Raw genomic sequence first — 25,996 nt, forward strand, 5'->3', positions numbered from 1 at the left:
ATTCGTATGCAATTGCCAATTGAGAGATGGGATCATTTTTCTTGTAGGGCGTGGCGGTCCTGTACATCGCCATCGCTCGCGCGGTACTTGGTGAGGGCTCCCACGCGCTAGCCACAGGGGGTATTTCATGGTCAGAAATTCCCCACGATGAAATCCTTGAAGCGCCCGAATGCGGTCTTCATCGACCCGCTCTTCTGGGCCACCTTGAAGCCGCGCAGGCGCGCCAGTCGGGCCTCTTCCAGCAAGCCCATGACGGTGGCCGCACGGGGCTGGGCCACCATGTCCGCCAGCGCGCTCGAATACTTGGGGATGCCGCGCCGCACGGGCTTGAGGAAGATGTCTTCGCCCAGCTCGATCATCCCGGGCATCACCGAGCTGCCGCCCGTGAGCACGATGCCCGAGGACAGCACTTCTTCGTAGCCCGACTCGCGCACCACCTGCTGCACGAGCGAGAAGATTTCTTCGACACGCGGCTCGATCACACCGGCCAGCGCCTGCTTGCTCAGCATGCGCGGGCTGCGGTCGCCCAGGCCGGGCACTTCCACCTGCGCCTCGGGGTCCGCCAGCAGCTGCTTGGCGTAGCCGCTTTCCACCTTGATGTCTTCGGCGTCCTTCGTAGGGGTGCGCAGCGCCATCGCGATGTCGCTGGTGATGAGGTCGCCCGCAATCGGAATCACCGCTGTGTGGCGGATGGCACCGCCGGTGAAGATGGCCACGTCGGTCGTGCCTGCGCCGATGTCCACCACCACCACGCCCAGCTCGCGCTCGTCGTCGGTCAGCACCGCCTGGCTGCTGGCGAGCGGGTTCAGCATGAGCTGCTCGACCTCCAGGCCGCAGCGGCGCACGCACTTGATGATGTTCTCGGCGGCGCTTTGCGCGCCGGTCACGATATGGATCTTGGCCTCGAGGCGGATGCCGCTCATGCCGATGGGCTCCTTCACGTCCTGCCCGTCGATCACGAATTCCTGCGGCTCCACCAGCAACAGGCGCTGGTCGCTGCTGATGTTGATGGCCTTGGCCGTCTCCACCACGCGCGCCACGTCGGCCGAGGTGACTTCCTTGTCCTTCACGGCCACCATGCCGCTGGAGTTCAGCCCGCGGATATGGCTGCCCGTGATGCCGGTGTACACGCGCTGGATCTTGCAGTCCGCCATCAGCTCGGCTTCTTTCAAGGCCTGCTGAATGCTCTGGACCGTGGCGTCGATGTTGACCACCACGCCGCGCTTGAGACCGTTGCTCGGGGCCACGCCCAAGCCTGCGAGCTTGAGCTCGCCATTGGGCAGAACCTCGGCCACCACGGCCATGACCTTGGCGGTGCCAATGTCCAGCCCCACGACGACATCTTTGTATTCTCTTGCCATATCAGTCTCTGCCCTTCTCTGTTCTTGCCTGTGGCACTGCGGCCCACCCCSCCCGCCCCGTCACGCACCACACCACCACCGATTCGCTGCGGTCCATGCCATCACCTCCGGCGCACACCCGCAGCGCCGCCAGCGGCGTCCGCGCTCACCGTGGTCACGCCCCGCAAACGCAGCGCATAGCCCCCCGCGTGGCGCAAGTCCGCAGACTCCAGCGCATCCACGCGGCGGCCGTACTGCGCGGCCACCTGGGTGAGGGTGCGCACAAACCGCTGTGTGCGTTGCACCACTTCCTGTGGCGTGCCGCCCCCCAGCTCCACCACCGCCTCGCTGTCGAGGGTGACGCGCCAGCCGCCCCGCCCCGTCAGCTCCAGTTCTTCCACGTCCAGCCCCAGGGGCTTGAACACCGGCTCCAGCAGGCCATACATCTGCAGCACCTCGGCCGAACTACCTGCAGGCCCTAACAGGCGCGGCAGGCCTTCCTGCTCCACATCGCCCACATTCGCCTCGAAGACTTCACCCTGGCTGTTGACCAGCGCTGAGCCAGTGTCTGGGCCCCAATACGCCACGGCGTCGTGCTCCTGCAACTCCACGCGCAGGCTGCCGGGGTAGACCCGACGCACTTGCGCGCGGCGCACCCAGGGCACCTGCTCGAAGGCCTCGCGGGCGGCCCGCAGGTCCACCGTGAAGAAGTTGCCCACCAGGTGCGGCGCCACATTGGCCCGCAGCGTCACCGCGTTGTTGTGCACCAGCTCGCCCTGCACCACGATGCGTGCGATGGCAAAGCCCGGGTAGCGCAGTACCCACCATGCCCCCGCTGCCAGCACCGCCATGGCGCAGCCCACGAACAGGACCGACGCGGTCAGGTTCATGAGCTTGACGTCCAGGGGTGCGGGCAGCGTCTGATTCATCAGGCAGCCTTTGGCTTTGCGGGCGTGTCCAGTGCCGCATCCGCGAGGATGCGCAGGCACAGCTCTTCGTAGCTGATGCCCGAGGCCCGGGCCGACATGGGCACGAGCGAATGGCCTGTCATGCCTGGGGATGTGTTCATCTCCAGGAGGAAGGGCTTGCGGTCGCTCGCGCGGATCATCAGGTCGGCACGGCCCCAGCCACGGCAGCCCAGGGTGCGGTAGGCCTCCAGCACGATGCGCTGGATCTCGCGCTCCTCGGCCTCGGGCAGGCCGCTCGGGCACTGGTACTTCACGTCGTCGGTGAAGTACTTGTTCTGGTAGTCGTAGGCGCCATCGGGCGCCACGATGCGGATCACCGGCAGCGCACGGGCGCTGGCGCCCTGGCCCAGCACGGGGCAGGTCACCTCTTCGCCTTCGATGAACTCTTCACACAGCACGTCGGGGTCGTACTGGGCCGACAGCTGCACGGCCTCCTGCATGTCCGAATAGCCGCGCACCTTGGTCACGCCGATGGACGAGCCTTCGCGCGGCGGCTTGACGATGAGGGGCAAGCCCAGTTCATCGGGCACCGTGCGCACTACTTCACGCTGTTGACGGTCAGGGGCCAGCCACACGTAACGTGGCGTGGGCAGGCCCTCGGCCAGCCATACCCGTTTGGTCATGACCTTGTCCATGGCGATTGCGGATGCCATCACGCCGGGACCGGTATACGGAATGCGCAGCAGCTCCAGCGCGCCCTGCACCGTGCCGTCTTCGCCATGGCGGCCGTGCAGTGCGATGAAGCAGCGCGCATAGCCATCGCGCTTCAAATCGCCCAGCGCGTTCTGTGCGGGGTCAAACGCATGGGCATCCACGCCACGCGAGCGCAGCGCCTGCAGCACGCCGCTGCCCGACATCAGCGACACCTCGCGCTCGGCCGAGTCTCCGCCCATCAGGACGGCCACCTTGCCCAGCGATTTCACGTCGATATTCGATTCAGGAAGGGTCATGGTGCGCTCCCTTCGTGCGCTTTCAGCTCATTATTTTGTAGCATTTCAACCACCTTGCCGGGCACGGCGCCAATGGAGCCCGCGCCCATGCACATCACCACGTCGCCCGCGCGTGCGTTGTCGGCGATGGCCTGCGGCATGTCGGCCACGTTGTCCACAAACACCGGCTCCACCCGCCCTGCCACCCGCAGGGCACGGGCCAGCGAGCGACCGTCGGCGGCCACGACTGGCGCCTCACCAGCGGCGTACACCTCGGTGAGCAGCACCGCGTCGGCATTGCCGATGACCTTGACGAAATCCTCGAAGCAATCGCGCGTGCGGCTGTAGCGGTGCGGCTGGAAGGCCAGCACCAGGCGCCGCCCGGGGAAGGCACCGCGTGCGGCCGCCAGCGTGGCGGCCATCTCCACTGGGTGGTGGCCGTAGTCGTCGATGACGGTGAAGGTGCCGCCGTCCTTCGCGGGCAGATCGCCATAGCGCTGGAAGCGCCGGCCTACGCCCTTGAAGCCTGCCAGCGCGCGTTGCACCGCTTCGTCGGGGATGTTCAGCTCCACCGCCACGGCAATGGCCGACAACGCGTTGAGCACGTTGTGCTCGCCCGCCAGGTTGAGCACGATCTCCATGTCGGGCAGCGTGACGCCATTGCGCCGCTGCACCGTGAAGCGCATCTGGCCGGCCTCGGCACGCACGTTGATGGCACGCACCTGCGCGTCTTCCGAGAAGCCGTAGCTGGTGATGGGGCAGGTCACGCTTTGCAGGATGTCGCGCACGGCCGGGCTGTCCACGCAGAGGACGGCCGTGCCGTAGAACGGCATGCGGTGCAGAAAGTCGACAAACGCTCCCTTGAGCCGGCCGAAGTCGTGGCCGTAGGTCTCCATGTGGTCGGCATCGATGTTGGTCACCACCGCCATCACGGGCAGCAGGTTCAGGAACGACGCATCAGACTCATCGGCCTCGACCACGATGTAGTCGCCGCTGCCCAGTTTGGCATTGGCTCCCGCACTGTTGAGCTTGCCACCGATCACAAAGGTGGGGTCCAGCCCTGCCTCGGCCAGCACGCTGGTGACGAGGCTGGTGGTGGTCGTCTTGCCGTGCGTGCCTGCAATGGCAATGCCTTGCTTGAGGCGCATCAGCTCGGCCAGCATCAGCGCGCGCGGCACCACGGGGATCTTCTTTTCGCGTGCGGCCAGCACTTCGGGATTGTCAGAAGTGACCGCGGTGGACGTGACCACGGCGTCGGCGCCATCGATGTGCGCTGCCGCGTGGCCGAGGCAGGTTTTGATTCCCAGGTCTGCCAGACGGCGCAGCGTGGCGCTGTCGGCCAGGTCCGAGCCCGAGATGCGATAGCCCAGGTTGAACAGCACCTCCGCGATGCCGCTCATGCCGGCACCGCCCAGGCCTACGAAATGGATATGGCGAATCGCATGTTTCATGGTTGGGCCAACTCCTCGCAGGCAGTCACCACCTCGCGGGTGGCGTTGATTTTTTGCATGTTTTTGGCCTTGAGCGCTACATCCACAAGCGTGGATCGCTCCAATTTCAATAGCATTTCAGACAGCCCTTGCGGCGTCAGGTCGCGCTGCTGCACCAGCCAGCCGCCGCCCGCATTCACCAGGAACTGCGCGTTGGTGGTCTGGTGGTCGTCCACGGCCGACGGGAAGGGCACAAAGATGGACGCGGCGCCCACGGCCGCGATCTCGGTGACGGTGCTCGCACCCGCCCGACAGACGATGATGTCGGCCGCTGCGAACGCGCTGGCGGTGTCGTCGATGAAAGGCGTCAGCTCTGCCTTGACACCTGCAGCAGCGTAGTTGGCGCGCAGCGCATCGATCTGCGCGGCACCGCTTTGGTGGACCACGGTGGGGCGCTGGTCGGCAGGCATCAGCGCAATGGCCTGGGGCACGATCTCGTTGAGCGCACGCGCGCCCAGGCTGCCGCCCACCACCAGCAGACGCAGCGGACCACTGCGGCCCGCAAACCGTTCGGCCGGGCCGGGCTGCTGCGTGAAGGCCGTGCGCAGAGGGTTCCCCACCCACTGGCCCTTTTCAAAGACCTTGGGGAAGGCGGTGAACACCCGGTCGGCCACACCCGCCAGCACCTTGTTGGCCATGCCCGCTACCGAGTTCTGCTCGTGCAACACCAGCGGCTTGCCCGCGAGCACACCCATCATCCCGCCCGGGAAGGTGATGTAGCCACCCAGGCCCACCACCACGTCGGGCTTCACACGGCGCACGACCTGCAGCGCCTGCCAGAACGCGCGCAACAGGCGCAGCGGCAGCAGGGCCAGCGTGACGAGCCCCTTGCCGCGCACACCCGAGAAATCGATGAGTTCCAGCGCAAAGCCCTGCTGCGGCACGATGCGCGACTCCATGCTGCCGGGCGCGCCCAGCCAATGCACGCGCCAGCCACGCGTACGCAGCTCTTCGGCCACGGCCAAGCCGGGGAAGATGTGGCCACCGGTGCCACCGGCCATGATGAGTGCGGTCTTTTGCTTGCTCATACGCGGCCTCCGCGCATGAGCAGCTTGTTTTCATAGTCCACGCGCAGCACCACCGCCAACGCCACCAGGTTCATCAGGATCGCCGACCCGCCAAAACTCATCAGCGGCAGCGTGAGCCCCTTGGTCGGCAGCGCGCCCAGGTTCACGCCCATGTTGATGAAGGCCTGGAAACCGATCCAGATCGCCACGCCCTGCGCGACGAGGCCCGAGAAAACGCGGTCCAGCGCAATGGCCTGGCGACCAATGTGCATGATGCGGCGGGTCATCCACAGGAACAGGATGATGAGCGCGACCACGCCCACCAGGCCAAACTCTTCACCGATCACCGCCATCAGGAAGTCGGTGTGAGCCTCGGGCAGCCAGTGCAGCTTCTCCACACTGCCCCCCAGGCCCACGCCAAACACCTCGCCGCGTCCGATGGCGATCAGCGAGTGCGACAGCTGGTAGCCCTTGCCCAACGCGTGCTGGTCGCTGAAGGGGTCCAGGTACGCAAACACGCGCTCGCGGCGCCAGGGCGAGCTGGCAATCATCAGCGCAAAGGCCCCCACCAGCACGCCCGCGATCAGGAAGAACATGCGGGCATTCACACCGCCCAGGAACAGGATGCCCATGGCGATCACGGCGACGACCATGAAGGCGCCCATGTCGGGCTCGGCCAGCAGCAACACGCCCACGATGGCCACCGCCGCGCCCATGGGCAGCACGGCGCGGAAGAAACGTTCCTTCACCTCCATCTTGCGCACCATGTAGTCGGCAGCGTAGACAAGCACCGCAAACTTCGCCACCTCCGAGGGCTGGAAGCCCACGGGCCCGATGGACAACCAGCGGCGCGCGCCATTGACCACCTTGCCCACGCCGGGGATCAGCACTGCCACCAGCATGAGCAGCGCCACGATGAACAACCAGGGCGCCACGCGCTCCCACAGCGCCATGGGTATCTGGAACGCCAGCAGCGCCGCCACAAACCCCACCACCAGGTACATCATGTGGCGGGTCAGGAAGTGCGTGGACGCGTAGTTGGCAAACCGGGGGTTGTCCGGCATGGCAATCGACGCGGAATACACCATCACCAGCCCCCACGCCAGCAACGCCACCACCACCCAGAGCAAGGCCTGGTCAAAGCCCAGCACGCTCGCGGGCGTGCTCGACGACTGGCGGTACTCGGTGCCGCCCACGCGCACGGGCAGCACATCGGCCGCCTTGCCGGGCAGGCCACCGAACCAGCCGGTGACGCGTTGCAGCAGGGTCAGGGTGCTGGCCTTGGCGGTCATTGCATACCCTCCGTCGGCTGGCCGGCGTCGTCGGCCATGGTCCGCACCGTCTCGCAGAAGACCTGCGCGCGGTGTTCGTAGTCCTTGAACATGTCGAAGCTCGCGCAGGCGGGTGACATCAGCACCGCGTCGCCCGAATGGGCACGCTGCGCGGCCAGTGCCACGGCCTGGGGCAAGGTTTCAGCATCCAGCAGCGGCACACCCGCGTCCTGCAGTGCCGCGCGGATCAGTGGCGCATCGCGGCCGATCAACACCACCGCACGCGCATAACGCGCCACGGGCGCCGCCAGGGGCGCAAAGTCCTGCCCCTTGCCTTCTCCGCCCAGGATGACCACCAGGCGCCGCTCCGTGCCCAGCCCGACCAGCGCTGCCGCCGTAGCGCCCACGTTGGTGCCCTTGCTGTCGTCGAAATATTCCACGCCGTGGATGATGGCCACGGGCTCCACACGGTGGGGCTCACCCCGGTACTCGCGCAGGCCGTACAACATGGGAGCCAGCGGACAACCGGCCGCCGAAGCCAGCGCCAGCGCCGCCAGTGCATTGGTGGCGTTGTGACGGCCGCGGATGCGCAGCGCATCCGCCGGCATGAGCCGCTGGATGTGCAGGTCTTCCTCAACCTCGTTACGGCCGCGCTTGCGGGTTTCGTCCGCGTCCATCGCGCGCACCAGCCAGGGCATGCCGCTCACCACTTCGATGCCAAAGTCGCCCGGACGCCGCGGCATGTCGCCACCAAAGGTGAGGTGCGCACGCACCTGCGGCTTTTGCAGCTTGACTTTGACGGGGGGCGGAAGCATGGCCATCACCGCCGTGTCTTCGCGGTTCAGGATCATCAAGCCCGTCTGACCAAAGATGCGCGCCTTGGCGGCCGCATAGGCCTCGATGCTGCCGTGCCAGTCCAGGTGGTCCTGCGTGATGTTGAGCACCGTGGCGGCCGTGGGCTCGAAGCCCGTGATGCCATCCAGCTGAAAGCTCGACAGTTCCAGCACCCACACATCGGGCAAGGTGTCTGCATCCAGGTGCTCAGCCAGCGTGTCGAGCAAGGTGGGGCCGATGTTGCCGGCCACGGCCACGCGTTTGCCTGAGCGCTCCACCAGCTGGCCGGTGAGCGAGGTCACGGTGGTCTTGCCGTTGGTCCCGGTGATGGCCAGCACGGCCGGTGCATACGCGTGCGATCCATGCAAAACTGCCAGGGCCTGGGCGTACAGGCTCAATTCGCCGCCAGTGCTGATGTTATTTGCACGAGCTGCTTCCAAAACAGGAGCAATCGCTTCGGGGCTCAGCCCGGGTGAACGATAAACCGCGTGCAGGCTCTGCCCTTGCACCAGGCTGGCATCGAATGCGCCCGACACAAACCGTACCTGGGGGAGCTCCTGTTGCAGTGCGGGCAATTGCGGTGGGGCCGCGCGGGTATCGGCCACGGTGACCTGCGCGCCGCAACGCACGCACCAGCGTGCCATCGCCAAGCCCGAGGCACCCAGGCCCAGGATCAGGATGGGCTGGTTGTGCAGCAGGTTCGCAACGCCCTCACGCGCGGTGCCTGCAGGCACATCGGGAGTCACGGGCTCGTCGGCCTCCACGGCGTCGGGGGCATCCGCACTGTCAGAGGCTCCCGACTCGGGTGCGGCCACCTCGGCAAAGATCTGGGCCACAAAGTCCGCAGCCGCCTTGGCGGCGGAGACGGCAGGCACCGCCTCGGGATTCCAGGCAGCGCTGGTGCCTTTCGCTGCAGGCACGCCTGGGGCCACCTCGGTGTCCCCGGCGGCGAGCGGAGCGTCTGTTACTTCACTGCTATCCGTCGCTGGATCGACAACGTCCTGGGCCGCATTCACGTCAGGTGCCAGGGGCGCAGCGTCCTGCGTTCCGGAATTGACCTCTGGAGCGCCGTCAGCGTCCACCCCGGCCCCTGCCATCGGGGGCACGGCCTCGGGTGTGCCGAGGGGGTCGGGAAGAAGGGGCTCGTTCGGGTTCATCGCAGTTTCAGCGTGGACAGACCAATCAAGCACAGCAGCATGGTGATGATCCAGAAGCGCACGACCACCTGCGTCTCCTTCCAGCCGCTCTTTTCAAAGTGGTGATGCAGCGGCGCCATCTTCAGCAGACGGCGGCCCTCGCCGTAGCGCTTCTTGGTGTATTTGAACCAGGTCACCTGCAGCATCACCGACAGGGCCTCGACCACAAAGATGCCGCCCATGATGGCGAGCACGATCTCCTGGCGCACGATCACGGCGATGGTGCCCAAGGCGCCACCGAGGGCCAGCGCGCCCACGTCACCCATGAACACCTGCGCCGGGTGCGCGTTGAACCACAGGAAGGCCAGGCCCGCGCCCGCCATGGCCGCGCAGAAGATCAGCAGCTCGCCAGAACCCGGAATGTGCGGGAAGAACAGGTACTTGGAATACACCGAGCTGCCGGTGACATAGGCGAACACGCCCAAGGCCGAGCCCACCATCACCACGGGCATGATGGCCAGGCCGTCCAGGCCGTCGGTCAGGTTCACCGCGTTGCTCGAACCCACGATGACGAGGTAGGTCAGAACCACAAAGCCCAGCACTCCCAGCGGGTAGCTGATTTCCTTGAAGAATGGCAGCTGCAGCCCGGCCTTGGGAGGCAGGTCGAGCGAGAAGCCGGACTGCACCCACGCCACGAACAGCTCCCACACCTTGGCGTTGGAGCTTTCGGAAATGCTGAACGCCAGGTACAGCGCTGCCACCAAGCCGATGACGGACTGCCAGAAATACTTTTCGCGCGAACGCATGCCCTCGGGGTCCTTGTTGACCACCTTGCGCCAGTCGTCCGCCCAGCCAATGGCACCAAAGCCCAGCGTGACGATGAGCACGATCCACACAAAGCGGTTGGACAGGTCAAACCACAGCAGGGTGGAAATGGCGATCGACAACAGGATCAGCACGCCCCCCATGGTGGGCGTGCCGCTCTTGGAAAGGTGCGACTGCATGGCATAGCCCCGGATGGGCTGGCCAATCTTGAGCGAGGTGAGCACGCGGATCACCTTGGGGCCCGCCACCAGGCCGATGAGCAGCGCCGTCAAGGCCGCCATCACCGCACGGAAGGTGAGGTACTGGAACACCCGGAAAAAGCCGAACTCAGGCGACAACCCCTGCAGCCATTGCGACAGCATCAGCAGCATGTGGCACCTCCGGTATGGGCTGGCACCGTGCGGGCGATTTCAATGCGTTGCGCCATGGTGTCCCTCCCGTGGATTGATCGGCTTTTGTTGTTGTTCTGACGGCGGTGCGGCGGCCGCAATGGCCTCGACCACCTGTTCCATCTTCATGAATCGCGACCCTTTGACCAGCACACTGCCCACCGCGGGCAATGCGCTGCGCACGGCATCCAGCAGGGCGCCCATCTCGTTGAAATGTCGGGCCCCATCGCCATAGGCCGACGCGGCATGCACCGACTGCGCGCCCAGCGCAAACATCGTGGGGATGCCAGCCTCACGGGCCAGTGCGCCCGCCTCGGCATGGAACTGCGGGCCTTGGTCGCCCACCTCGCCCATGTCGCCCATCACCAGCAGTTGCGGGCTCGGCAGTTCGGCCAGTACCTGGATGGCAGCGTGCATGGAATCGGGGTTGGCGTTGTAGGTGTCGTCCACCACCGTGATGTCGCGCCCTGCAACGGACACACTGAACGCGCGCGAACGGCCCTTGACGGGTGTGAAGTCACGCAGCCCCTGGGCAATGGCCGCAACGGGTGCGCCGGCTGCCAGCGTGCACGCCGTGGCTGCCAGCGCATTGGTGACGTTGTGGCGGCCAGCGATGTGCAGGCGGGTCGTGATCTCGCCGCGTGGCGTGGCCAGGGTGACCGCCCAGGCGCCACGCTCCCAGGCGGCCTGCGCACAGCGCACATCGCCGCCATCGCCGCCATCGCCAAAGGTGACTGTGCGGCGGCCGGGTTGCTCCATGGCCAGCGACTGCCACAGGCCCGTGTAGGCATCCCCTGCCGGGAACACGGCCACACCGTCGGCGGGCAGGCTGGCAAACACCGAGCCGTTTTCGCGGGCTACCGCCTCGACGGTGTGCATGAACTCCAGATGCTCGCGCTGCGCGTTGTTGACCAAGGCCACCATGGGCTGGGCCATGGCGGCCAGCGCGGCGATCTCGCCAGGGTGGTTCATGCCCATCTCGATCACGGCGGCGCGGTGGCTGGCGCGCAGGCGCATCAGCATCAGCGGCACGCCGATGTCGTTGTTGAAGTTGCCCTGCGTGGCAAACGCGGCCTCGCCCTGCCAGGCGCGCAGGATGGACGCAATCATCTGCGTCACCGTGGTCTTGCCATTGCTGCCAGTCACGCCAATCAGCGGCAGGTGGAACTGCGTGCGCCAGCCGGTGGCCAGTGCGCCCAGCGCAGCCAGGCTGTTGGGCACTTCGATGCCGGGCAAGCCCGCGGCTTCCAGGCCACCGTGCGCAATAGCGGCCGCGGCGCCGCCTGCACGGGCATCGGCCAGGAAGGCGTTGGCGTCAAAACGCTCGCCCTTGAGTGCCACAAACAAATCGCCCGGCTGCAGCGTACGCGTGTCGGTGTGCACGCGCGCCAGCGGGGTGGCGCCATCGCCCACCAGACGGGCAGTGGGAATACGCGGCTGCAGCAGCGCCCAGGCTTGCTGCAGTGTCATGACGGGTGCAATGGTGTTCATGCCCATGTGTGGGCTCCTCGGGCCTGCAGCGCAGCCTGCGCATGGGCCATGTCAGAGAACGGCACGCGCACGCCTGCCGCCTCCTGAGTATCTTCGTGGCCCTTGCCGGCAATCAGCACCACATCGGCGGGCGCGGCTTCGGCAATGGCCTGGGCGATAGCGGCTGCACGGTCGGGCTCGGCGCGCACCGTGCCGCCGGCAATCGTGCCCTGCAGGATCTGGTGCAGGATGGCCGCAGGGTCTTCGCTGCGGGGGTTGTCGCTGGTCACCAGCACCTGGTCGGCCTGCTGCTGGGCCACGGCGCCCATCAGGGGGCGCTTGCCTGCGTCGCGGTCGCCGCCGCAGCCGAACACGCACCACAGCCGCCCACCACGCTCGGCAGCCAGGGGGCGCAGGGCTTGCAGGGCCTTGTCCAAAGCGTCGGGGGTGTGGGCGTAGTCCACCGCCACCAGGGGTTGGCCCGCCGCCACCAGCCGCTGCATACGGCCCGGCACGGGCTGCAGGCTGGCGCAGGCGTGCACGGCGCGGTCCAGCGGCACGCCCAGGCTGCGCAGCGTGGCCAGCACGCCCAGCAGGTTTTGCACGTTGTACTGTCCGATGACGCGGGTTTGCAGCCACTGGCGGTCAGCGCCCTCGACCACCATGAAGCGCAGGCCCTGGTCACCCAGGGCAATATCCTGTGCGGCCAGGCGCGCGGGGCCCTGGGCCGAGAAGCTCCACAGATCCAGCGCACTGCCTTCGAGTTCGCCATGCAATTGGGCGCCCGCAGGGTCGTCCACATTGACGATGGCGGACTGCAGTCCAGGCCAGTCGAAAAGCGCCCGCTTGGCCAGCCAGTAGTCGGCCATGCTGCCGTGGTAGTCCAGGTGGTCCTGCGTGAAGTTGGTGAAGATGGCTGCGTGGATGTGTGTGCCGTCCAACCGGGCCTCTGCCAGCCCAATGGACGACGCCTCGATGGCGCAGGCGCCCAGCCCCTGAGCCCCAAACTGGGCAAACGCGCGCTGCAGGCGCACCGGGTCAGGGGTGGTCATGCCGGTGGAAATCAGCGCGGGAGGTACTCCCATGCCCAAAGTGCCCACAAGCGCACATCGCTCCTGCCCTGAACGCTCCTCATTCGATAGCACATTCAGGGCACCCGCGAGCCACCAGGCCGTGCTGGTCTTGCCGTTGGTTCCCGTCACTGCCAGCACCTTGAGCTGCTGGGTCGGCTGCGCAAACCATTCGGCGGCGATGGGCCCCGTGGCGGCCTTGAGGCCCTGCAGCGCGGCCAGGTGGTCGCCCACCAAGCCGAAGGCCTCGACGCCGGTTTGCTCGACCAGGCAGGCCGTGGCACCGCGCACCATGGCATCGGCCACATGCGCGCGGCCGTCCGTGGCGGCGCCGGGCCAGGCGATGAAGCCATCGCCGGGTGTGATCTGGCGGCTGTCGGTGTGCAGGGTGCCGGTCACGCGCGAGCGCAGCCATTGCACGGCCTCACCAGCGGACTGCAGGGCGTGGAGCGGCGTGGGCGTCACAGCGACTCCTCCACCGCATTGGCCACGATCTGTGGCTTGACGGCCATGTCGGGCTGCACGCCCATCATGCGCAGCGTTTGTTGCACCACCTCGCTGAAGACGGGCGCAGCCACCAAGCCGCCATACACCTGGCCCGCGCTGGGCTCGTCGATCATCACGGCGACGATGATGCGGGGTTTGTCGATGGGGGCCATGCCGGTGAACCACGCGCGGTATTTGCCCGACGCATAGTTCTTGCCCACCTGTTTGCGCGCGGTGCCCGACTTGCCGCCCACCGAATAGCCCAGTGTCTGCGCCTTCTGGCCGGTGCCGCCGGGGCCTGCAGCCATCTGCAGCATCTTGCGCACCTGGTCGGCCGTGCGTTCGGAGAACACGGGCACGCCCACCGCAGGTTCGCTGGTCTTGAGCATGGTGGCCGGAATCACCCGCCCGCCGTTGGCAAACACGGTGTACGAGCGCGCCATCTGGAACAGGCTGGCCGAGAGGCCGTAGCCATACGACATCGTGGCCTGCTCCACCGGGCGCCAGGTCTTGTAGGGGCGAAGGCGGCCCGTCACCACACCAGGGAAATGCAGCTGTGGCTTTTGCCCGAAGCCAGCCGCCGAGAAGGTCTCCCACATCTCGCGCGCAGGCATCTGCATGGCCAGTTTGGTGGTGCCCACATTGCTGGACTTCTGGATCACACCCTCCACCGTCAGCACCCCGTAGTTGTGCGTGTCGGAGATGGTGGAGCCCGTGATGGTGATGCGCCCGGGGTTGGTGTCCACGATGGTCTCGGGGCGCACGCGGCCCGACTCCAGTGCCAGACCAATGGTGAACGGCTTCATGGTCGAGCCAGGTTCGAACACGTCGGTGAGTGCGCGGTTGCGCAGCTGCTCGCCCGTGAGGTTCTGGCGCTTGTCGGGCACGTAGCTCGGGTAGTTGGCCAGCGCGAGCAGTTCGCCGGTGTGGGCATCCAGCACCACGACACTGCCAGCCTTGGCCTTGTGCGCCGTCACCTGATCGCGCAGCTTCTGGTACGCAAAGAATTGCACCTTGCTGTCGATGGACAGTTGCATGTCCTTGCCGTCCACCGGGGGCACCGTCTCACCCACGCCCTCGACCACCCGACCCAGGCGATCCTTGATCACGCGGCGCGAACCGGGCTTGCCCGCCAGATCCTTGTCGAAGGCCAGCTCCATGCCTTCCTGGCCATGGTCTTCCACATTGGTAAACCCCACCACATGGGCTGAGGCCTCCCCTTCGGGGTACTGGCGCCGGTATTCCTTGCGCTGGTAGATGCCCTTGATATCCAGGGCGGCGATCTGCTGACCCACGTCCCAGTCCAGCTGGCGTTTGATCCAGACAAAGGTCTTGTCCTCATCCGCCAGCTTCTTCAGCAGGTCGGCCTGCGGCATGTCCAGCAATTTGGCCAACTGCTTGAGCTTGGCACGGACTTCGGGCTTGTCCTGGTCCACGTCCTCTGGGATGGCCCAGATACTGGCGGCCGGCACGCTGGACGCGAGGATCAGGCCATTGCGGTCCACGATCTTGCCGCGGTTGGCAGGCAACTCGAGCGTGCGGGCAAAACGCACCTCGCCCTGGCGCTGAAAAAACGCATTGCCAAACACCTGCACATAGGCCGCCCGCCCGGCCAGCCCCAGAAAGCCCAGCGCAATCACCGCCACGATGAACTTGCTGCGCCAGACCGGCGTCTTGCTGGCCAGCAGAGGGCTTGACGTGTAGAGCACGCTGCGGCTCATGGCTGCGCCCCTGCCGGTTGCGATGCCGCAGCGGCCGCCGCTGCTGCGACGCCCTGCGGGTCGGAAACGTACTGAGTGATGGCTGGCGTGGCGGTGCGCATGTTCAGCTGCGCACGCGCGATCTTCTCCACCCGCAGCGGCGTGGCCTGGGCACGTTTTTCGACCTGCAGGCGCTGGTGCTCTGTCTCCAGGCGACGGGCCTCGGCCACCGCGCGGTCCAGCTCGGTGAACAGGCGGCGCGATTCGTACTGGGTGTGCACCAGATAGATCGCGCTGGCCAGTACCGCCAGCAACAGGACCACGTTGAGCCGCGTCATGTCAGACGACCGCCGTGCGCTCGGCCACGCGCATGATGGCGCTGCGCGAGCGGGGGTTGGCCTCGACCTCGGCCGCACTGGGCTTGATGCGGTCGAGCGCGACGAGCTTCATCGCCTGCGGCGCGGCAAACGGCGCGCGGCGGTCATACACCTCCTTGGAGTGCTTGGCGATGAACTGCTTGACGATGCGGTCTTCGAGCGAGTGAAAGCTGATGACCGCCAACCGCCCACCCGGCTGCAGCACCGAGAGACTGGCCTCTAGCGCCTGTTGCAGCTCTTCAAGCTCGGCGTTGATGAAAATCCGAAGAGCTTGAAATGTGCGCGTTGCAGGGTTCTGGCCCGGCTCGCGGGTTTTGACCGCGCCAGCCACGAGGTCGGCCAGTTCTGCGGTGGTTGCAAGAGGACCCCGTTCTTCGCGCCGAGCAACAATCGCCTTTGCAATGGGGCCAGCAAACCGTTCTTCACCGTAGTCACGTATCACCTCCGCAATCTGACCGACTTCGGCCGTGGCCAACCAATCGGCCACGCTTTCACCGCGCGTGGTGTCCATGCGCATGTCCAGCGGGCCGTCAAAACGGAAACTGAAGCCCCGCTCGGGGCTGTCGATCTGGGGCGAGCTCACACCCAGGTCCATCAGCACGCCCGCAGCGCTGGCGGGTGGCAGGTCGGCCAAATGGCGAAAACCTTCGTGCCGAATGGAAAAACGCGCATCGGTGATGCGCGTTGCTTCGGCGATGGCTTCGGGGTCCTTGTCAAAGGCCACCAAGCGCCCCTGGGGGCCCAGCCGAAGCAGGATGAGGCGGGAGTGCCCGCCGCGTCCGAAGGTCGCATCGACCCAGGTGCCTGCGGGCTCCGGGCCTGCGCCGCCGAGAAGAGCGTCCACGGCCTCGTTGAGCAGAACGGTGGTGTGTTGCAAGGGGGATGTCACAGCGCGCCTTAGAAGGAGAAGTCCTTGAAGACATCCGGCATCTCGCCCTGCATGGCCTTGGCTTCCTGCTCGTCGTAGGTGGCCTTGTCCCAGAGTTCGAAATGGTTGCCCATGCCCAGCAGCATGGTGTCTTTGGAGATGCCGGCGGCTTCGCGCAGCTCGGGGGAAATCAGCACACGGCCGGTGGCGTCCATGTCCACATCCATGGCGTTGCCCAGAAAGATGCGCTTCCACCACTGGGCGGACATGGGCAACTGGGCAATGCGTTCGCGGAACTTTTCCCATTCGGGGCGGGGGAAGACCATGAGACAGCCGTGCGGGTGCTTGGTGATGGTGAGCTGGCCCGATGCCGTGGCCGCGAGGACGTCACGATGCCGGGTCGGCACGGACAGCCGACCCTTCGCATCGAGACTCAGCGACGAGGCACCTTGAAACACGGACAGATTCCCAGTTCGGTTTTGCGCCTCGGAGGTCCAGAACCGGACCTTCAGGGCACTTTTCACCACTTAATTGCACTTTTTTGCACTGTAGCAGGAAAAGCACACCGAACAAGGGGGTGTCCCACAAACTTTTCAATGAAATCAACGACTTAGATGCGTTTTTTCAGACGCCAAAACGCCAAAAGTCGTTGAAAAAGAAGTACTTAGAGAGGCCTGTGAAAGTGACCTCTCAAGGCTTGACCGAGTGGTCACAGGATGTAGCGCGACAGGTCCTCGTCCTGGCTCAGGGTCTGCAGGCGCGCATCGACGTAGGCGGCGTCGATGGTGATGGTCTGGCCAGACAGGCGCGTGGCGTCAAAACTCACCTCATCCAGCAGGCGCTCCATCACCGTGGACAGGCGGCGCGCGCCGATGTTCTCGGTGCGCTCGTTCACCTCGAACGCGATGCGCGCCAGGCGGGTGATGCCCTCGGGCACGAACTCCAGCGTGACGCCCTCGGTGGCCAGCAGCGCCTGGTATTGCTTGACCAGCGACGCGTGGGTCTGCGTGAGGATGGCTTCGAAGTCCTTGACCGACAGCGATTCCAGTTCCACCCGGATCGGGAAACGCCCCTGCAGCTCTGGAATCAGGTCGCTGGGCTTGGACAGGTGGAAGGCGCCCGACGCGATGAACAGGATGTGGTCCGTTTTGATCATGCCGTACTTGGTGGACACCGTGGTGCCCTCCACCAGCGGCAGCAGGTCGCGCTGCACGCCCTGGCGCGATACGTCCGCGCCACTGCTTTCCTGGCGCGCGGCCACCTTGTCGATCTCGTCGATGAAGACAATGCCGTTTTGCTCGGCGTTCTGCACCGCGCGGGTCTTGATCTCCTCTTCGTTGACCAGCTTGGCCGCCTCTTCGTCGGTGATGAGCTTCAAGGCTTCGGCAATCTTGAGCTTGCGGGTCTTGCGCTTGTCCTGCCCCAGCTGGCTGAACATACCGCGCAGCTGTTCGGTCATATCTTCCATGCCCTGCGGGCCCATGATCTCAAGCGACTGACGGGCCTCGGCCACGTCGATCTCGATCTCCTTGTCGGCCAGCGCGCCTTCGCGCAGCTTCTTGCGAAAGACCTGGCGAGCCGTGTTGTCAGCGACAGGCTCGGTGCCTGCTGCGGCGCGGGCCGGAGGGATCAGCACGTCCAAGATGCGCTCCTCGGCAGCATCTTCGGCGCGGGCGCGCACCTTTTTCATCTCGGTCTCGCGCGTCTGCTTGACGGCCATCTCGGCCAGGTCGCGGATGATGGAGTCCACGTCCTTGCCCACGTAGCCCACCTCGGTGAACTTGGTGGCCTCGACCTTGATGAAAGGCGCATCAGCCAGCTTGGCCAGGCGGCGTGCGATCTCGGTCTTGCCCACGCCGGTGGGGCCGATCATGAGGATGTTCTTGGGCGTGATCTCCTGGCGCAGGCTGCCCTCGACCTGCTGGCGGCGCCAGCGGTTACGCAGTGCAATGGCCACGGCGCGCTTGGCGCTGGCCTGGCCCACGATGTGGTGGTCCAGCTCGGAGACGATTTCCTGGGGGGTCATGGACGACATACAGGTCTTCCTGGTATCAAATGGGGCTGTAGCGCCAGTGAATCATGCGCAAGCAGCTATAAAAAACAGAGCAATCAGCCCATCAGGGGCTGACCGTGCGGCCAGCCTGGGGCCGGTTCCACCGCCGTACGCTCAGAGCGTCTCGATGGTGTGGTTCATGTTGGTGTAAATGCAGAGTTCGCCCGCGATTTCGAGCGACTTCTTCACGATCTCTTCAGCGGACAACTCGGTGTTCACCAGCAGCGCTTTGGCCGCAGAGTGCGCATAGGCGCCCCCTGAGCCAATCGCCACGATGCCCTGCTCGGGCTCCAGCACGTCGCCATTGCCGGTGATGATGAGCGACGCGCTGGCGTCGGCCACGGCCAGCATGGCCTCAAGGCGGCGCAGCACGCGGTCGGTACGCCAGTCCTTGGTGAGTTCGATGGCAGCGCGCGTCAGGTGGCCCTGGTGCTTTTCCAGCTTGGCCTCGAAACGCTCGAACAGCGTGAAGGCATCGGCCGTGGCCCCGGCAAAGCCGGCCAGCACCTTGCCGTGGTAGAGCTTGCGCACCTTGCGCGCCGTGCCCTTGACCACGATGTTGCCCAGCGTGACCTGCCCATCGCCGCCGATGGCGACCTGGATGCCGGAAGGCGTCTGGCGGCGCACACTGAGGATGGTGGTGCCGTGGAACACCGGATGGTTGTCTTGTGATGAGTCCATAGCTGCGGCAGATGGGGGTTGCCGCCCATTTTGCAAGCCAGCCGCCCCAGACGGGCGGCGCCCTGCCCCTATCGCTCTGCGTAGCGGGCAGGCCGCTTTGCCAGGAAACCCCGAGGGGTCCAAAAAGAGAGGGCCGCAGAGCGGCCCATGGCGGAAAGTCCCGCTAGTTCTTTCGGGGCACCACCCAGGCGTGCTCGTTGATGCCGATCACGTTGAAGAAGATCGCCACCAGTCGCTGCAGGTTGTGGAACTGGATCACATGACCGTGACCCTGTTGCTCGGCCGCCCAGTTGAGCACGGAGCCCGCGGCAGCAAAGTCCACCCGGATCAGTTTGTCGCAGGCGATGGTCAGTGGCACACCGGGCTTGAGGTGCACCTCGAACGGCTGCAGCAGGGGCGTGGCATCGCCATCGATATGGCCACTGAGTTGTGCGATGGGCCCGGCATCCACAGGGGGGATCGACGATTCACCCAGATCGGACGCCACAAAGTCGCTGTCGACCGCCAGGGGGGCCGAGCCAGACGACACACCCTCATTGTCCGAATATCCGCAGCGCGGCGACACCCAGGAGGGCGGAGAGACCTCGTAGGTCACGCAGTAATCCAGCGCCACCAGCTCAAACTCGTCGGGTTTGCCCATGAGGCGCATGGCTGCCATGCGCAGGCGCCACCATTCGGGGCTGTTGGAGCGGTCGCCTGACTGGGTCTTGGCATCCAGCAGGGCATGGAGCTTTTCCACCCCTGAAAACACAATCTGGACATCCCGGTCGGCCCACAGGCTGACTTGGTCGGCCAACAGGGGCACCGCAGCCTCGTCGATGGCCGTGAGGCGCGACCAAGACAGCGTCCAGGGCGATGCCGCACGGGCCAGCGAGGCCTGCAGGGCCGCCACCGAAGACACGGCCACGGTGGGCGGGGCGTTCCAGCTGAAATCGCGGCGCATGGCGGGGGCGGGTTCGGCGGCAGCCGGTGCAGCCTCCACCACAAGGCCCAGCTGCGCCGGGATGGAGAACCACAGCGGGGCCGAGCGGCCATACTGCGCGGCAAAGTCGATGGCCAGGGTGTCAAAACCGTCGTGCCGCCCGGTGGCCCGGTACAGGTCGAACAGCGTCATCCAGATTTCGAGCTGCTGGGCGGGGTCGTCCTGCTGGTGCTGGGCCAGCACTTCCAGCAGGCCGGACTCGGCCCCTGCATGGTCACCATTGGCAAACCGGATCGCGGCTTCTTCAAGGTCGGGTTCGTGCACGAATTCCTCCGGTTCGAATGCGGGCGCGGGCGCAGCCGTAGGTGCCGCAGGGCTGAAGGATGCTTCGACAGGTGGGGTGCTGCCCGGCAGCATGGTGGCGTCCGTTCCACCAAAGCGGCCAATGGCCATGCTGTCATCGGCAAACAGGGGCTGAACGGCGGGCTTGGTGTCCAGCGGGGCCGACAGGCTTCCGGGCACCGTGGGTGCATAGGCACGTGCGTGCTCTTCCGAAGAGGCTTCCGTGCTGGAATCGGGCATCACGCCGGGCTGGGTGGGGGCGTCTGCGCCCTGCTTGCTCTTCCACCACTGCTGGGACATCTGCGCTTCGATCTCATCGATCTTCTTGAGCGTGACGGCCCGTTCGTCGGGTGACGCCATGCTGCTCTGGAAGAACGAAGGACGACCGGCGGCGTCTTCCACGCGCTGCCCCTGCAGCACCTCGCGCTGGCGCAGCTTGCGCAGCTGATCGAACTCACGGCGCCGCACGAAGTCGTTGCGGCGCTTGCGCTCGATCATCTCCTTGAGCATCTGCTTGCTGTACTGGCTCTCCCGGTCGTCCTGGATGGAGTCGAGCTCCGTCCAGTTCACGGTCGGATTTTTCACGAACCGCACCACCTTCGATAGCAGGCCGCCAGGGGTGGTTTCTTCCTTGCTCATGGCTCAGGGTGCAGTGTGCGCGCGTGGATCAACAGGCCGCAGCCTGTTCAATCTCCGAACATCTTCTGCTTGAGTTCGCGGCGCTGCTGCGCTTCCAGCGACAGCGTGGCCGTGGGGCGCGCGATCAAGCGGCCGACACCGATGGGCTCACCGGTCTCGTCGCAGTAGCCATAGTCACCCGCGTCGATGCGGGCGATGGACTGCTCGATCTTCTTGAGCAGCTTGCGCTCGCGGTCGCGGGTGCGCAGCTCCAACGCGTGTTCTTCTTCGATGGTGGCGCGGTCGGCCGGGTCGGGCACGACCACCGTGTCTTCACGCAGGTGTTCGGTGGTTTCACCGGCACTGTTGTGGATGTCCTGCTTGAGCTGAACGAGCTTGAGGCGGAAGAACGCCATCTGCTTTTCGTTCATGTACTCGCTGTCGGGCATGGCCATGACTTCAGCGTCGGTCAGCTCGGCAACGGACTTGGTTTTCCAGTTGTTCGCCAGCTTGGGGTCTTTTTTGGCAGCCATGTAAGTGGGCTGCGCTTGCGCGGTCGTGGGCATGGTGTGTTGGTAACTGGCTTTGGCAGCTGTGGAGGCCACCGTCTGTGCCATGGATGGTACGGTCAATTGGGCCAATCGGGAAGAAGGCCGGGTTGTGCGCACGGGTACCTGCGAGCCCGCTTGCAGCGCGGGCGCCGCAGCAGGTGCCGCCACGGCGGCAGGGGGTGCGGTCACCTTGGGCGCCGCAGCAGTTTTGGCAGTGGCCTTCGCAGCAACTTTGGATGCCGCTGGGGCGGCGGCGCTTTTTGCCGCGGCAGGGGTTGCCTTGGTGGCCCCCTTGGGTTTGCTGGTATCGGCTTTCACTTCCTGGTCTCCTCGCAGTACGGGCGGGCCCTTGGCCGCTCTCACGGCCCGGGACTGGTGGCAAGCCTTGGGTGGTTTTACCGGGGCGCGATTGTATCGACCTGAGCTCACGCAAACGGAAACGTTGCAGATACAACACAAATCGGGGTCCATCGCCCCTCAAAACCGGCAAGCAGATCAGACCAGGCTTTGCTCCAGCCCTTGCAAAAAGATGTCCTTGGGCAGATCAATGCCAATGAACACCATCTTGCTCGTGCGCGGCTCGCCCTCGGCCCACTGGGGGCCCAGGTCACTGCCCATGAGCTGGTGCACGCCCTGGAAGATCACCTTGCGCTCAGTGCCCTTCATATTCAGTACGCCTTTGTAACGCAGCATGCGCGGGCCGTAAATGTTGACGATGGCCCCGAGGAAGTCTTCGAGCTTGGCCGGGTCGAACGGACGGTCCGAACGGTAGACAAAACTCTTCACGTCATCATCGTGGTGATGGTGGTGGCCATGCCCGTGGTCGTGCTGGTGCGAAGGGTGGCTGCAGTGCTCGCCGTGCTCGTGGTCATGGTCGTGGTGGTCGTGCCCCTCCCCTTCCTCCTTCAGGAAGTCGGGGTCAATGTCCAGCTTGGCATTGAGATTGAAGCCCCGCAGGTCCAGCACCTCCTTGAGCGGCACCTCGCCAAAATGCACGGCCTTGATGGGCGCGCGCGGGTTCATATGCTTCAGGCGATGGATCAACGCCTCGGTCTCATCCTGAGACACCAGGTCGGTCTTGGACAGGAAGATCTGGTCCGCAAAGCCCACCTGGCGGCGTGCCTCCTGGCGGTCATTGAGCTGCTGGGGCGCATGCTTGGCGTCCACCAGCGTGATGATCGAGTCGATCAGATAGGTTTCGGCGATCTCTTCGTCCATGAAGAAGGTCTGGGCCACGGGGCCGGGGTCGGCCACGCCGGTGGTCTCGATCACGATGCGATCAAAGTCGAGCAGGCCCTTGCGCTTCTTGGCGGCCAGCAACTGCAGGGTTTCGCGCAGGTCTTCGCGGATGGTGCAGCAGATGCAGCCATTGCTCATCTGCACGATCTGCTCCTTGGACTCGGTCACGAGGATATCGTTGTCGATGTTCTCTTCGCCGAATTCGTTCTCGATCACGGCGATCTTCTGGCCGTGGGCTTCGCTCAAGAGGCGCTTGAGCAAGGTGGTTTTGCCAGAGCCCAGAAAGCCGGTGAGGATGGTGACGGGGATCAGTGCCATAAATCTGTCTTTCAAGGGAATCAAATACTTGCGCTGCGCGGCGCAGTGCCCCACCCAGGGGCATCTTTTTCAGTGTACCGAGGCTGTCAAGCCCCTGCTGACGCCGGAACGTTCACCCCTTGCGCATCACCACCAGCCCCTTGAGGTACTCGCCCTCCGGAAACTCCAGCGTCATCGGGTGGTCGGGCGCGCCGCCCAGGCGCTCCAGGATGTAGCCGTCCACTCCGGCATCCGCGCCGGCCGACGCCACGATCTTGTGGAACAGGTCGGCGCTGATACCGCCCGAGCAGGAGAAGGTGAACAGCACCCCGCCAGGCGACAGCAGCTGCAGCGCCAGCCGGTTGATGTCCTTGTAGGCGCGGGCTGCCCGCTCGGCGTGGGCCGCCGTGGGCGCGAACTTGGGCGGGTCCAGGATGATGGCGTCGAAGCGCTGGCCCTCCTTGAGGAACTGGCGCAGCGAGGCGTTCACATCAGCGTCCATAAAGCTTGCGCGGTTCGGGTCGAACCCATTGAGCGCCACGTGCGCACGGGCGCGCTCCAAGGCGGGGCCGGACGAGTCAATGGACGTCACATGCCCATCGGCGGCGGCGCCCGCCGCACGCATGCCCGCCAGCGCTGCCACGCTGAAGCCGCCGGTGTAACAAAAGCAGTTGAGCACATGTTTGAAGCCCAGGCGCTGGGTGTAGTCGGCAAAGCGCTTGCGGCTGTCGCGCTGGTCCAGATAAAAGCCCGTCTTGTGGCCCTCAGCGATGTTGAGGGTCAGGCGCCACTGGTGCTCGCGGATCGTCAGCTCCAGCGGCGGCCCTTCGCCATCGCCCGCCGCGCCCGTGGGCCCGCCGCGCAGCCAGCCGGTGGCGGGCTCCAGGCCCTCCAGCGAACGCACGCTGGCGTCCGAACGCTCATACAGTTTGGTCAGGCCCGTCTCGCGCAGCAGCGCATCGGCAATCACGCCCTTCCAGCGCTCGGTGCCCGCGCTGGTGAACTGCGCCACCAGCGTATCGCCATAGCGGTCCACGATGAGCCCCGGCAGGCCGTCGGACTCGCCGTGCACCAGGCGTACACCATCGCTTTGCACATCAAAACGTGCTCTGGCGATGATGGAACGTGCGCAAGCAGCTATAAAAAATGGAGCGTCAATGCGCTGCGCCTCGTCAAAGCTCCACACCCGTGCGCGGATGCGCGAGCTGGGGCTGTAGGCCGCCCAAGCCAGAAACTGGCCTTCGTGCGACTCGACGCGCACGGTCTCTCCACTGTCGCCGCCGCCCTTGGCGATGGCCGATTCAAAGATCCAGGGATGGCGGCGCAACAGCGAGCGCTCTTTGCCCGCGCGAAGTCGAAGGGTTTTCATGCCCCGGATTGTGCGGGCTGGCGGACGCGGCAGAGCCCCCTGGCGAGGGAAAAACGCAGCCAACGAGGTACCGCCCCGTCACGACCGCGTCCGGTCGGCCCTCTTTCACAGGCTCCAACGGCCACTTCACGCTCTTCGCCCCCGAATGCACGCGACCGATCTGTCATTTCGGAATTTGATATTTGACAAATATGATTTGTGATCGATAAAATTACGTAAATTATCATTTTTATCAAACAATCAATGACCGCCTCCGCCACAGCCCCCAGCACCACCCGCCTGGCCCCCGCGCCCGGCACGGCCCAGTCCGTGATGACCGAGCTTCGCGAATTTCTGACCTTCCAGATCGGCAACGAGGAATACGGGGTGGACATCCTGCGGGTGCAGGAGATCCGGTCGTACGAAAAGCCCACCACCATCGCCAATGCCACGGGCGAGTGGCTGGGAGTGATGAACCTGCGCGGCGTGATCGTGCCCATCCTGGACCTGCGCCTGAAGCTGGGGCAGACCGCCGTGCGGTACGACCACCTCAAGGTGGTGATCGTGCTGCACATCGGCCAGCGGACGGTGGGCGTGGTGGTGGACGGCGTGTCCGACGTGCTCACGCTGGAGCGCGAGCAGCTGCGCCCCGTGCCCGCCCTGCGCGGCAACGTCAGGCCCGAGCACCTGCTGGCTATCGGCTCGGTCGGCCAGCGCATGCTGATCCTGCTCGACATCGAGAAATTCCTGGCCAAGTCAGTGGCGGGCGAGACCCCGGCCCTCTGCCACTGAGCCACCTTGCACTGCTACGACTGGAAGATTTCGACCCGGCTCCCACTGGCTTTGGCTTGATGGCGCTGCTCATTGGCATCATGGGCCCGCTGTCCATAGCGCTGGCTCACGGCGCCGATGCGGCTTTTCACTCCCTCATCGACGACCGCTTTCCCCAAGGTGTTCCACCTGCGTGGAAGCCAGGTCCGCCCTGATGAACCGTGCCGGTCAAACCACCATGAGCGAGGTCGTCGGCGCGCTGGCCGGGCCGGGCTACAGCGCCTTGCCGAAGCGCTCCAGGCGCGGCGCCCAGTGGCCCAGCACATCGGCCGACAGCAGCACGCGGTGCGCCTGCCCGATGAGCAGGTGGCGCGGCACCAGGCCGATGTAGCGGGAGTCCGCGCTGTTGTCCCGGTTGTCACCCAACACAAGGTATTCGCCCTCGGGCACTTGCACCGGATCGAAGCTGCTGCGGGCCGTCACGCCCTGCAGCCACTGCACGCGGCGCTCATGTCCCAGCAGGCGCTCCGTCCAGCGCGTGGCAGTGAGCGTGTGGCCCAGCAGCGCCGGCTCCTGCACAGAATCGGGCATCTCGTATTCGGCCGCCTGGCCGTTGATGTAGAGCACCTCGTTGCGCATTTCCACCGTGTCGCCGGGCAACGCGGCAATGCGCTTGATCAGGCGGGTGCCGTCCTGAGGCGAAGAGAAGGTGACCACATCGCCGCGCTGCGGGTCGTCGATATGCGCCAGGATCACGTCCGTGAGCGGCAGCTTCACGTCGTAGGCCAGGCGGTTGACCAGCACCACGTCCCCCTCCAGCAGCGTGGGCCGCATCGAGCCCGAAGGGATGGGGTTCCAGTCGGCCACGGCGGTGCGAAAGACGCCAAAGCACAACAGCAGCACGATGAACCATCGGTTCGATTTGATCCAGTTCAGCAGCATGACGACAACTCCAGGGCGCTCCACAGCAGGCGCCAGTGTGCTCGGAGACGCCGGGAGGCCACTTGGTTCCGC

Annotated in this window: 23 protein-coding genes; 2 read left to right on the top strand and 21 right to left on the bottom strand. The window is 65.6% G+C overall.

The window, feature by feature from the left end:
* Nucleotides 1-131: 131 nt before the first annotated feature.
* From ftsA to ASD94_RS20035, 20 genes are all read right to left on the bottom strand, one after another.
* A complete protein-coding gene (ftsA, locus tag ASD94_RS19940; protein ID WP_015012559.1) occupies nucleotides 132-1,361 on the bottom strand; it encodes a cell division protein FtsA in 1,230 nt (409 codons plus the stop codon).
* 101 nt (nucleotides 1,362-1,462) lie between these two features.
* Nucleotides 1,463-2,269, bottom strand: a complete 807-nt coding sequence (locus ASD94_RS19945) for a cell division protein FtsQ/DivIB (protein WP_056646735.1) — start codon at nucleotides 2,267-2,269, stop codon at nucleotides 1,463-1,465.
* Complete coding sequence (locus ASD94_RS19950; protein ID WP_056646738.1) at nucleotides 2,269-3,258, bottom strand: D-alanine--D-alanine ligase; 990 nt, start codon at nucleotides 3,256-3,258, stop codon at nucleotides 2,269-2,271. Before ASD94_RS19950 ends, ASD94_RS19945 begins: the two co-directional genes overlap by 1 nt.
* Nucleotides 3,255-4,688 carry a UDP-N-acetylmuramate--L-alanine ligase gene (gene murC / locus ASD94_RS19955; RefSeq protein WP_056646741.1) on the bottom strand — a complete coding sequence of 478 codons (1,434 nt, stop codon included), beginning with the start codon at nucleotides 4,686-4,688 and terminating at the stop codon, nucleotides 3,255-3,257. The genes ASD94_RS19950 and murC overlap by 4 nt, the downstream gene beginning before the upstream one ends.
* Complete coding sequence (gene murG, locus ASD94_RS19960) at nucleotides 4,685-5,755, bottom strand: undecaprenyldiphospho-muramoylpentapeptide beta-N-acetylglucosaminyltransferase (protein ID WP_056646744.1); 1,071 nt, start codon at nucleotides 5,753-5,755, stop codon at nucleotides 4,685-4,687. Before murG ends, murC begins: the two co-directional genes overlap by 4 nt.
* Nucleotides 5,752-7,026 (bottom strand): putative lipid II flippase FtsW, encoded by a 1,275-nt coding sequence (gene ftsW, locus ASD94_RS19965; protein WP_056646746.1) that lies wholly within the window; start codon nucleotides 7,024-7,026, stop codon nucleotides 5,752-5,754. Before ftsW ends, murG begins: the two co-directional genes overlap by 4 nt.
* Entirely contained in the window at nucleotides 7,023-8,996 is a 1,974-nt protein-coding gene (gene murD / locus ASD94_RS19970; RefSeq protein ID WP_235510717.1) for a UDP-N-acetylmuramoyl-L-alanine--D-glutamate ligase, read from the bottom strand. The genes ftsW and murD overlap by 4 nt, the downstream gene beginning before the upstream one ends.
* The gene (mraY, locus tag ASD94_RS19975) at nucleotides 8,993-10,171 is read right to left on the bottom strand and encodes a phospho-N-acetylmuramoyl-pentapeptide-transferase (protein ID WP_056646752.1); all 1,179 of its coding nucleotides are present in this window, start codon (nucleotides 10,169-10,171) and stop codon (nucleotides 8,993-8,995) included. Before mraY ends, murD begins: the two co-directional genes overlap by 4 nt.
* A 39-nt stretch (nucleotides 10,172-10,210) precedes the next feature.
* The gene (gene murF / locus ASD94_RS19980) at nucleotides 10,211-11,686 is read right to left on the bottom strand and encodes a UDP-N-acetylmuramoyl-tripeptide--D-alanyl-D-alanine ligase (protein WP_056646755.1); all 1,476 of its coding nucleotides are present in this window, start codon (nucleotides 11,684-11,686) and stop codon (nucleotides 10,211-10,213) included.
* Complete coding sequence (locus tag ASD94_RS19985) at nucleotides 11,677-13,194, bottom strand: UDP-N-acetylmuramoyl-L-alanyl-D-glutamate--2,6-diaminopimelate ligase (RefSeq protein ID WP_056646758.1); 1,518 nt, start codon at nucleotides 13,192-13,194, stop codon at nucleotides 11,677-11,679. Before ASD94_RS19985 ends, murF begins: the two co-directional genes overlap by 10 nt.
* Nucleotides 13,191-14,936: a penicillin-binding protein 2 gene (locus ASD94_RS19990; RefSeq protein ID WP_056646759.1), complete on the bottom strand. Its 1,746-nt coding sequence runs from the start codon at nucleotides 14,934-14,936 to the stop codon at nucleotides 13,191-13,193. Before ASD94_RS19990 ends, ASD94_RS19985 begins: the two co-directional genes overlap by 4 nt.
* A complete protein-coding gene (gene ftsL, locus ASD94_RS19995) occupies nucleotides 14,933-15,253 on the bottom strand; it encodes a cell division protein FtsL (RefSeq protein WP_056646760.1) in 321 nt (106 codons plus the stop codon). Before ftsL ends, ASD94_RS19990 begins: the two co-directional genes overlap by 4 nt.
* A gap of 1 nt (nucleotide 15,254) precedes the next feature.
* The gene (gene rsmH / locus ASD94_RS20000; protein ID WP_056646762.1) at nucleotides 15,255-16,181 is read right to left on the bottom strand and encodes a 16S rRNA (cytosine(1402)-N(4))-methyltransferase RsmH; all 927 of its coding nucleotides are present in this window, start codon (nucleotides 16,179-16,181) and stop codon (nucleotides 15,255-15,257) included.
* Nucleotides 16,182-16,189: 8 nt separating this feature from the next.
* Complete coding sequence (gene mraZ, locus ASD94_RS20005; protein WP_015012546.1) at nucleotides 16,190-16,618, bottom strand: division/cell wall cluster transcriptional repressor MraZ; 429 nt, start codon at nucleotides 16,616-16,618, stop codon at nucleotides 16,190-16,192.
* Nucleotides 16,619-16,869: 251 nt separating this feature from the next.
* Nucleotides 16,870-18,195: an ATP-dependent protease ATPase subunit HslU gene (gene hslU / locus ASD94_RS20010; RefSeq protein WP_056646765.1), complete on the bottom strand. Its 1,326-nt coding sequence runs from the start codon at nucleotides 18,193-18,195 to the stop codon at nucleotides 16,870-16,872.
* Nucleotides 18,196-18,327: 132 nt separating this feature from the next.
* A complete protein-coding gene (gene hslV, locus ASD94_RS20015; protein WP_056646768.1) occupies nucleotides 18,328-18,894 on the bottom strand; it encodes an ATP-dependent protease subunit HslV in 567 nt (188 codons plus the stop codon).
* Nucleotides 18,895-19,057: 163 nt separating this feature from the next.
* Nucleotides 19,058-20,797 carry an STAS domain-containing protein gene (locus ASD94_RS20020; RefSeq protein ID WP_056646770.1) on the bottom strand — a complete coding sequence of 580 codons (1,740 nt, stop codon included), beginning with the start codon at nucleotides 20,795-20,797 and terminating at the stop codon, nucleotides 19,058-19,060.
* A 47-nt stretch (nucleotides 20,798-20,844) separates the two neighbouring features.
* Entirely contained in the window at nucleotides 20,845-21,645 is an 801-nt protein-coding gene (gene dksA, locus ASD94_RS20025; RefSeq protein WP_082576956.1) for an RNA polymerase-binding protein DksA, read from the bottom strand.
* A 177-nt stretch (nucleotides 21,646-21,822) separates the two neighbouring features.
* Complete coding sequence (locus ASD94_RS20030; RefSeq protein ID WP_056646773.1) at nucleotides 21,823-22,884, bottom strand: GTP-binding protein; 1,062 nt, start codon at nucleotides 22,882-22,884, stop codon at nucleotides 21,823-21,825.
* 112 nt (nucleotides 22,885-22,996) lie between these two features.
* Entirely contained in the window at nucleotides 22,997-24,232 is a 1,236-nt protein-coding gene (locus tag ASD94_RS20035) for a class I SAM-dependent rRNA methyltransferase (protein ID WP_056646774.1), read from the bottom strand.
* Nucleotides 24,233-24,475: 243 nt separating this feature from the next.
* Between ASD94_RS20035 and ASD94_RS20040 the strand changes: the two genes are divergently transcribed.
* Together ASD94_RS20040 and ASD94_RS24195 are read left to right on the top strand one after the other, a co-directional pair.
* A complete protein-coding gene (locus tag ASD94_RS20040) occupies nucleotides 24,476-25,003 on the top strand; it encodes a chemotaxis protein CheW (RefSeq protein WP_082576957.1) in 528 nt (175 codons plus the stop codon).
* A 59-nt stretch (nucleotides 25,004-25,062) separates the two neighbouring features.
* On the top strand, nucleotides 25,063-25,197 hold the full coding sequence (locus ASD94_RS24195) for a hypothetical protein (protein WP_255357458.1): 135 nt from the start codon (nucleotides 25,063-25,065) through the stop codon (nucleotides 25,195-25,197).
* A 58-nt stretch (nucleotides 25,198-25,255) separates the two neighbouring features.
* Here ASD94_RS24195 and lepB read toward each other — a convergent pair whose 3' ends face one another.
* Nucleotides 25,256-25,924, bottom strand: coding sequence for a signal peptidase I (gene lepB, locus ASD94_RS20045; protein WP_056646777.1), 669 nt, complete (start codon nucleotides 25,922-25,924; stop codon nucleotides 25,256-25,258).
* Between the last annotated feature and the right edge of the window lie 72 nt (nucleotides 25,925-25,996).

The sequence above is a fragment of the Acidovorax sp. Root70 genome (assembly GCF_001428225.1).
In the GTDB taxonomy this organism is placed as follows: domain Bacteria; phylum Pseudomonadota; class Gammaproteobacteria; order Burkholderiales; family Burkholderiaceae_C; genus Acidovorax.